3 protein-coding genes are annotated in these 1,771 nt (G+C 66.4%); all 3 read right to left on the bottom strand.

The annotated features are described in order from the left end of the window. Nucleotides 1-13: 13 nt before the first annotated feature. Entirely contained in the window at nt 14-322 is a 309-nt protein-coding gene (gene rpsJ / locus WB508_RS11290) for a 30S ribosomal protein S10 (RefSeq protein WP_012923688.1), read from the bottom strand. A 337-nt stretch (nt 323-659) separates the two neighbouring features. Next, entirely contained in the window at nt 660-1,340 is a 681-nt protein-coding gene (locus WB508_RS11285; RefSeq protein ID WP_423844982.1) for a 4a-hydroxytetrahydrobiopterin dehydratase, read from the bottom strand. 30 nt (nt 1,341-1,370) lie between these two features. Then, nucleotides 1,371-1,771, bottom strand: a 401-nt coding sequence (locus WB508_RS11280) for a cation diffusion facilitator family transporter (RefSeq protein ID WP_423844981.1), incomplete at its 5' end; no start/stop codon positions are given.

The raw sequence follows: 1,771 nt of genomic DNA, 5'->3' as shown, positions 1-1,771 counted from the left end.
TCGCTGACTCCCCTCAGAGCTTGATCTCGATGTCGACACCAGCCGGCAGGTCGAGACGCATCAGCGAATCAACGGTCTTCGGCGTGGGGTCGATGATGTCGATGAGCCGCTTGTGCGTGCGCATCTCGAAGTGCTCGCGGCTGTCCTTGTACTTGTGCGGCGAACGGATCACACAGAACACGTTCTTCTCAGTGGGCAACGGCACCGGTCCCGCGACCTTGGCGCCCGTACGGGTCACCGTGTCGACGATCTTGCGCGCCGACGAGTCGATGACTTCGTGGTCGTAGGCCTTGAGCCGGATACGGATCTTCTGTCCCGCCATGCTCTGATGTCCTTTTCTTCGCTTCGCGTGAGGTCGCCCCGGTGGAATCCGGGCCGATCATGGCTCCGGCCTCCGAATCCCGAGGTCGGGCGTGTCGCGGCGCGGAACACGCGCGTGCGTCACACACTTCTCGAGTTGGGTGGTTGGACCCGCTGCGCTGAGCTCACTGTCGTGGCCAACGCTGCAGGACGAGCCCGGTCTCAGGTTCGGCGCTGCATGGTGGTCAGGCGTGAGACCTGACCGCAACGCCCCAGCGACCGCGCCGGAGCAACCTGAATATTCTGGCAGACGTCTGGCGGCAAACCAAATCGAGTCGGGCAGCGAGCCACCGAAACCCTCAGGCGTGCGTGCGCTCCTGCCACGTGGTGAGACAGACCTTGTTTCCCTGCGGGTCGGCAAGCACCCAGAAGGCGGGCGCGTACTCCAGGGACTCGAGGGTTCCGCCAGCCGCCACAGCGGCGTCGATCCGCGGCTGAACCTGCTCGGGCGGGACGCGCAGATCGAGGTGCCAGCGTTGCGGCACCTGCCCCCCGCCCCTGGTTTCGGGATCGGTCTGCTGGAACCACACGGCCGGCACCTGACCGGATGGGTCCACCAGATCGTCGAGTTGGTTCCCCGGTGCGATTCCGAGCACGGCGGACCAGAAGGGGCGAATCAGGTCGACGTCGTCGGTGTCAAGAGCGAGCTCGAGCACGGCCAGATGATCGGTGTCAGCCGGGGCGCCGAGATCCGCGGCGATCTCGCTGATCTCGCGCGCCAGCCGGACGTCGCGCCTCGTGATGCCGTGGACGTCGTGGGAACTCAGCCGGACCGTGACGGTGGGGTAGGTGAGCTCGAGGTCAGGGTGGTGATTGGCCGTATCGGCGGCCGCGGCCGCGCGGCGCACCAGCTCCAGCCCGGTGAGGAAGTCTCCCGTCTGGAAGCGGGCCTTGAGTCGGCCGAGCAAGGGTCGCCAGTCCTGTAGTCCCTCGGCCTCGATCTGCGGTCCGTTCAGCAGGGCCTTGTCGTCGTCGCTCATGGCGTCCCCTCGGTAGGTGTGGCGAAGTGATCAGTGATGTACCTGTTGCTCGGAGTCCTCGTGGCCGGCCGGTTCGATCTGGAAGGTCGAGTGCTCGACGTCGAAGTGATCGGCCAGACAGTCGCGCAGTCGGTCGAGGACGGCGTGGGCGTCACCCATCAGGCTGACGGACTCGTCGACGACGACGTGGGCGCTCATCACCGGCATCCCGGACGTGATGGCCCAGACGTGCAGGTCATGGACGTCGAGCACGCCTTCCATCCCCATGATGTGCGAGCGGAGCTCGACCAGGTCGACGTCGCGCGGAGTCGACTCCAGCAGGACCTCGGCCACGTCGCGCAGCAGCGACAGCGCCCGCGGAACGATCAACGCGGCGATCGCCAGCGACGCTATCGCATCGGCATGCATCCAGCCCGTGAGCGCGATGACGG

The sequence above is a fragment of the Aeromicrobium sp. genome, assembly GCF_049586495.1.
In the GTDB taxonomy this organism is placed as follows: Bacteria; Actinomycetota; Actinomycetes; order Propionibacteriales; family Nocardioidaceae; genus Aeromicrobium.
Note: the sequence above shows the minus strand (reverse complement) of the source record. Positions and strands in the feature narration are given on the sequence as shown.